Here is a 5,762-nt window from a genome sequence, read left to right as displayed (position 1 = left end):
AGGAAGGCATCAGGGGAAATGAAGAAATGCCCGATGCCGTTCATAATACAGTATTGCCTTTTACCCGTTTTGTAGCCGGAGCAGCCGATTATACTTTCTGCTATTACGCCCGAAAAGAATTTGGGCGCATGGGACGGGCAGTTCAGAACACACCTGCTCATCAATTGGCTCTGCCAGTGGTATATTACAGCCCTTTGCAATTCTTATACTGGTACGACAAGCCATCTGATTATCATGGAGAACCCGAACTTGAATTCTGGGATGCTATCCCTGCAACCTGGGATGATACAAAAGTGATTTGTGGGGAAATCGGTAAATATATTTCAGTAGCCAGAAAGAGCGGTGAAACCTGGTACATTGGTACAATTACCAATACCGAAGCCAGGGAATTAAAACTGCCCTTGACGTTTCTTGAACCCGGCAAAAAATATGAAGCCACTTTCTATTCTGATGATCCTTCCGTGAATACACGCACGCATGTTGGCATCCAGAAAAAAAAGGTTGATTACAAAACAACAATTTCTGTAACTTTAAGAGCTTCAGGAGGACAGGCCATAATCATTAAACCATTACAGAAAAAATAAACAGAAAACTTAGTTTAAATTAAATATTCAAGCCTGTGAATGAAAGTATCTATATCTTTCATTCACAGGCTTTTTTATATCATCTTTTAGAAATATTTTTATAAGGGCCAAAAACCGGGTAAGGACAAAAAGGTTGCTTCACTTTTATCTTTTTGATTAGATATTTTTGATTCAAAACCATTCTCTTTTTAAAACCTTTATTTTTTCTCAAACCCACATATTGATTCACTTTTAACTATATTGCACTTCTTTTTATATAATAAATCGTAACTATAAGGCGGGACTTTATCACATCGAGCAAATCAACTAATCGATTGATTTGCTATTTATTAGATAAATATTTATTTTCATCTTTTTGATCACCAGATATATTGTTTATTTTAACCTAAAACTAAAAAACCAGGTATGAAAATTAAAATTGCAAGTGCACTTATTTTTTTAATCACCTTTGGAATTACCCAGGCACAACAAAGTGGCCATTATTCTTCAGTAAATGTAGAAGCAAGAACCCGTAGCCATGATAAATCAACAAATTCTTTTTGGGGTCCATGGAAATCATATGAAACCAGGTTAATTGATAATTTCACAGATTTTAAGCCCACTTTAAATTTTAACATGGACAAATACGGTAATGATGAAACCAGGACCTATAAGGCAACCGGCTATTTTCATGCTGAAAAAATAAACGGGCGTTGGTGGGTTATCGATCCTTTTGGTCATCCGGGATTACATGTTGCCGTAAACACGGTTTCTCAAGGAAAATCGAAACGTAATCAGGAGGCTTTAGAACAAAAATTCAATAACACGGAAAACTGGATTAATCAAACGCATAATGAAATCATCAATTTAGGGTTTAACGGTACAGGTTCATGGTCCGACATTAAAGCAATTGTAAAAAGCAATAATAAAACATCCAAAGTGTTATCGTACACGATTAATCTTGATTTCATGAGTGGTTATGGTAACAAACGGGGTGGCACTTATCAGGTACCTGGTCATAAGGGTTATCCCAATAATGTTATCTTCGTTTTTGATCCGGACTTTGAAAAATATTGCAACGAAGAGGCAAAGAAATTAGTAGCCTATAAAAACGATCCGAATTTATTTGGTTATTTTTCAGATAATGAGATGCCTTTCAGTTTAAAAAACCTTGAAGGATATTTAAACTTACCCGAAAAAGATTTGGGCCACCAGGCAGCTCAAGCCTGGATGGATAAAAAAGGAATAACTAAAGAACAGATAAACGATTCTATCCGTGAAGAATTTTTAGGATATGTTGCTGAACGATATTTTTCAATCGTAAGCAAAGCCATCAAAAAATATGATCCACATCATATTTATTTGGGTGCCCGGTTATATGGCAGTGAAAGAAATGTTCCTGCTTTTATGAAAGCAGCAGGCAGTTATGTCGATATTTTGAGTATCAACTATTATGGGACCTGGACGCCTTCTCAAAAAATCATGTTACAATGGTCTGAATTTTCCGGAAAGCCATTTATAATTACAGAATTCTACACAAAAGGGGAAGATTCAAAACTAGGCAATACCTCAGGGGCAGGTTGGGAAGTAAAAACTCAGGAAGACCGGGGTAAAGCATACCAGAATTTTTGTCTGGGATTGCTGGAATCGAAAAATTGCGTAGGCTGGCACTGGTTTAAATATATGGATAACGATCCTACTGAAGCAAACGCCGAACCCTCGAATACGGATGCCAATAAAGGGATTGTCGATAATTATTATAATCTTTACAGGCCTTTAACCAACGCGATGAAACAATTAAACCTGAACCGTTTTGCCCTGATCAAATATTTTGACGGGCTTAATTCAAAATAGATATTCGATTAATTATCAAAAGACTTTACAATCAAAAGACAGCAGAAATGAAAAATATGAGATTAAAAATTCAGTTAATAATTATCTTTTTCCTGGCACCATTGTTTTTTTGCCCAACCGTCAACTGTCAGACGGCCCTGGCCAACAAAAAAAGCATCAGTAAGAAAAAACAACCTGCTAAACTTGATGTTTTCCTTCTTATCGGCCAGTCAAATATGGCAGGAAGGGCAGAAATTGAGCCACAGGACAAGGATTCATTGAAAAATGTATTTCTTTTTACCGGAATAAGTGGAAAAGAATGGGAAAAAGCTGCCAACCCGTTGAACAAATATTCCACGGTAAGAAAAAGCCTGTCTATGCAAAAATTGGGACCGGGCTATACATTTGCCCGACAAATGGCCAAAGCCCTAAAAGGGAAGCAAATAGGCCTGGTGGTAAATGCTAAAGGGGGAACCTCAATTTCTGAATGGAAACCAGGGGCTACACTTTACAACGAAGCTGTAAAACGGGCAAAAATGGCCATGAGGTATGGCACGTTAAAAGGTATTATCTGGCATCAGGGTGAATCAGATGTAGCAAAAACAGACACCTATCTTAAAGATATTGCAGAATTGATCCAATCACTCCGCACTGACTTAGGGAACCCTGATTTGCCATTTGTTGCAGGCCAGCTGTCGGAAGACAACCCCGAACGGCATGCATTCAATGAAATGATCATTCAGCTTCCATCAAGGGTTTCCCATACCGGGGTAATCACCACAGAAGGGACAAAAACCATGGAAGGCACTCATTTTAACTCTGCAAGCCAAAGGTTGATTGGCGAACGCTATGCCAAAGAAATGTTAAAGCTTTTAAAATAATTTGCCCGTCTGTCAAAGAAAGATTTGAAAATTTCAAACTAAAAGAATTGTATTAATTTATAAATCCTGTCCAAGCGATTTCAGAAAGGGCCAACATTCTGAGAAGAATCAATTGCTTATGTCTAATTTTAAATTAGTTATTTTGCTTATCTGTGACTAAAAATCTCTTTTATCTACGATTTGCTTAGTTTTTAAATTGAGGGCTATTTTTATTTTTTCATCCTTATTCATTTTTATCTTTTTTTCAAACAAACTAAATTCACAGTTTTTCCATGCAGTTAAATATATGGTAGCCGCATCATAGTTTATTTCTCCACTAATTTCAACTCCCAAAAGTGAATAAATATTTTTAATAAATACTTTTCCCTTCCAAGGATTACATTTAGCTATTTCAAGCTTCCCAAACCAATCTGATACAATATTGTTAAGAAGAGATTGTGCGATTAATCCGTTAGTAATTGAATAAAATGAAGAACCATGAGCACGGCTTGTCTCATACACCTGAATCCAATCGGCATCAATATAGTCGGATTTTCTAAGATTCTCCCAGTCTTTTTCCCATTCTTTAACATCCCCTATTCTTGATCCTGCTAAGAGAAATTCTCCAAGCGTCCATCCATTAAAAAAAGGTTTATTGGCATCTTGTGTGATTTCATATCTAAGATGATAAGCGATAGAACTTGGATTTTCAATTTTTGAGTTCACAGGAAGATAAGTCAAATCATTTAACTGTACGGGATGCTTTTGTTTACCAAAATCTTTTTCTCCGCTTCCACGACAGGTAAAATAATAACCTTCGCTTGATTTCAATGATGGGAAAGCCAATCCATCTTTTAAAATTGCATTATAAGAGCCGTCAGTATCCAAATTACATGCCAGTGCCTTTTGAAAACAATACTTTGCGCTGAATAAAGCACATAGGTAATCGTCTTGATTATATCCCCCCATTTCATCTTGTCCCATAGAAGGCTTAACAGATAAATGCCAAAATCCATCTGCACCTTTAAAACAGATATTTTTATAAAATTGAGCGGTTTCCTTTATAAGAGGAAGGACATATTTTTGGGTCCATTTCCTATCATTAACCAAGATAGCTGTTTCATACGCCATTCTTGCCAAATAACCGGAATTATGAATTTCATAATAGCATTCGTTAGGTGGAACAGGATCGTGATAACCCACAAAATCATGATAAGGAAAAACCCACGGACATAAAACTCCTTCAACATTTAAAAGTCTTTTTGTATATTCCTTCATCCCTGAAAGTTTCTCCGCCCAATATTCAATCCACGATTTAGCAATGTCAAAATTCCCTGTTGCAAGTAAAACTGGATGAATGTAGGAAACATCCTGGGGAAAAGGGAAAGGCCATCCGTTTCCCGTAAATCCCATGGGGGGAGAAATTCCAAATTTATTGCCATTGTACGTAGATAAAAACAAGGCCATAGAACGAACCCACATCTTTTGTGCATCTGGATCAGGCAATACAATTATTCCGGTATGCTTCCATTTTGATTGCCACCAGGCAATAGTCTGTTTTAATGATTTGTCCGAATCACTGCCAACCAAATGGTTGACCGATATAAGTATTTTATTCTCGCCTGGATGTAATTTAAGACATAGTTTAGATCCTTGTACCTGCAAACCGGAATTTGTTTTAATGTACGCAACAGTTTTGGTTCCCTGGCAAGTCAGTTCTATTTTCGACAAATCTGTGGAAGTGCTGATCTTCGCAACCTGAATAATATCCTGATCATAATGAAGCTTCATCTTTTCAAAGGGTTCAAGTATTATATCGGGAGCATTTCCTTCAAGATTAATTTTTATTCCTGCTATATCTTTTTCTACCGGATCAAACCATGTTGTAACTGTCACTTTATTTTTGTTATATTCAAAATGCGTGACAATCGTTCCATCGTAAAAAGATTGGTACTGCCTATAATGATTAATTTTTGATGGTTCTTCTTTCCAATATATTCTAAATAAAGGTATTAAATAATCAGCTCCAAATTTTGCCCTGATGCTATGCTCCAAATGCATATATTGCGTTTTCCCATACTTACATAGTGCAGCTGTTTTGGAAGGATTAACATGTAATCCCAATGGGCCATAAGAACAACCAAACTTTCCATTTCCCTGGTATAAATTAATGACTGCCGTATCCTGATATGAAGTTCTTAATATATGGGTTGACTTTATAATATCCTGAATTTTAGAATCACTTATTATTGAATTTTGAGCATAACAAGGAATATAAGACAGGATTAGCAAAACAATCAGAACAAATTGATTTCTCATAACTATTTCAATATTATTATATATTAAAGTTTCGCAAGTAAATATCTCCCTGAACGGAATAAAATTTAACAACTGAGATTTATTGTTCATCATGTCACATAGAAATAATGAGAAATATTCCTCTGTGTCTTCTCTGTGTACCTCTGTGTTATTGTATCGATTTATTACACAGAGAACCACAGAGTTT

4 protein-coding genes are annotated in these 5,762 nt (G+C 36.0%); 3 read left to right on the top strand and 1 reads right to left on the bottom strand.

What is annotated here, in order from left to right; translation table 11 throughout:
- From Q8907_11805 to Q8907_11795, 3 genes are all read left to right on the top strand, one after another.
- Positions 1-584: glycoside hydrolase family 97 C-terminal domain-containing protein (locus tag Q8907_11805; protein ID MDP4274953.1), on the top strand; the 584-nt coding region annotated here is incomplete at its 5' end.
- 405 nt (positions 585-989) lie between these two features.
- Complete coding sequence (locus tag Q8907_11800; protein ID MDP4274952.1) at positions 990-2,417, top strand: agarase; 1,428 nt, start codon at positions 990-992, stop codon at positions 2,415-2,417.
- 47 nt (positions 2,418-2,464) lie between these two features.
- Positions 2,465-3,277 (top strand): sialate O-acetylesterase, encoded by an 813-nt coding sequence (locus Q8907_11795; GenBank protein ID MDP4274951.1) that lies wholly within the window; start codon positions 2,465-2,467, stop codon positions 3,275-3,277.
- Between the two features lie 156 nt (positions 3,278-3,433).
- On the opposite strand, the gene Q8907_11790 is transcribed toward Q8907_11795, so the two are convergent.
- A complete protein-coding gene (locus Q8907_11790) occupies positions 3,434-5,575 on the bottom strand; it encodes a hypothetical protein (protein ID MDP4274950.1) in 2,142 nt (713 codons plus the stop codon).
- Between the last annotated feature and the right edge of the window lie 187 nt (positions 5,576-5,762).

Source organism: Bacteroidota bacterium (genome assembly GCA_030706565.1).
GTDB lineage: Bacteria > Bacteroidota > Bacteroidia > Bacteroidales > JAUZOH01 > JAUZOH01.
Note: the sequence above shows the minus strand (reverse complement) of the source record. Positions and strands in the feature narration are given on the sequence as shown.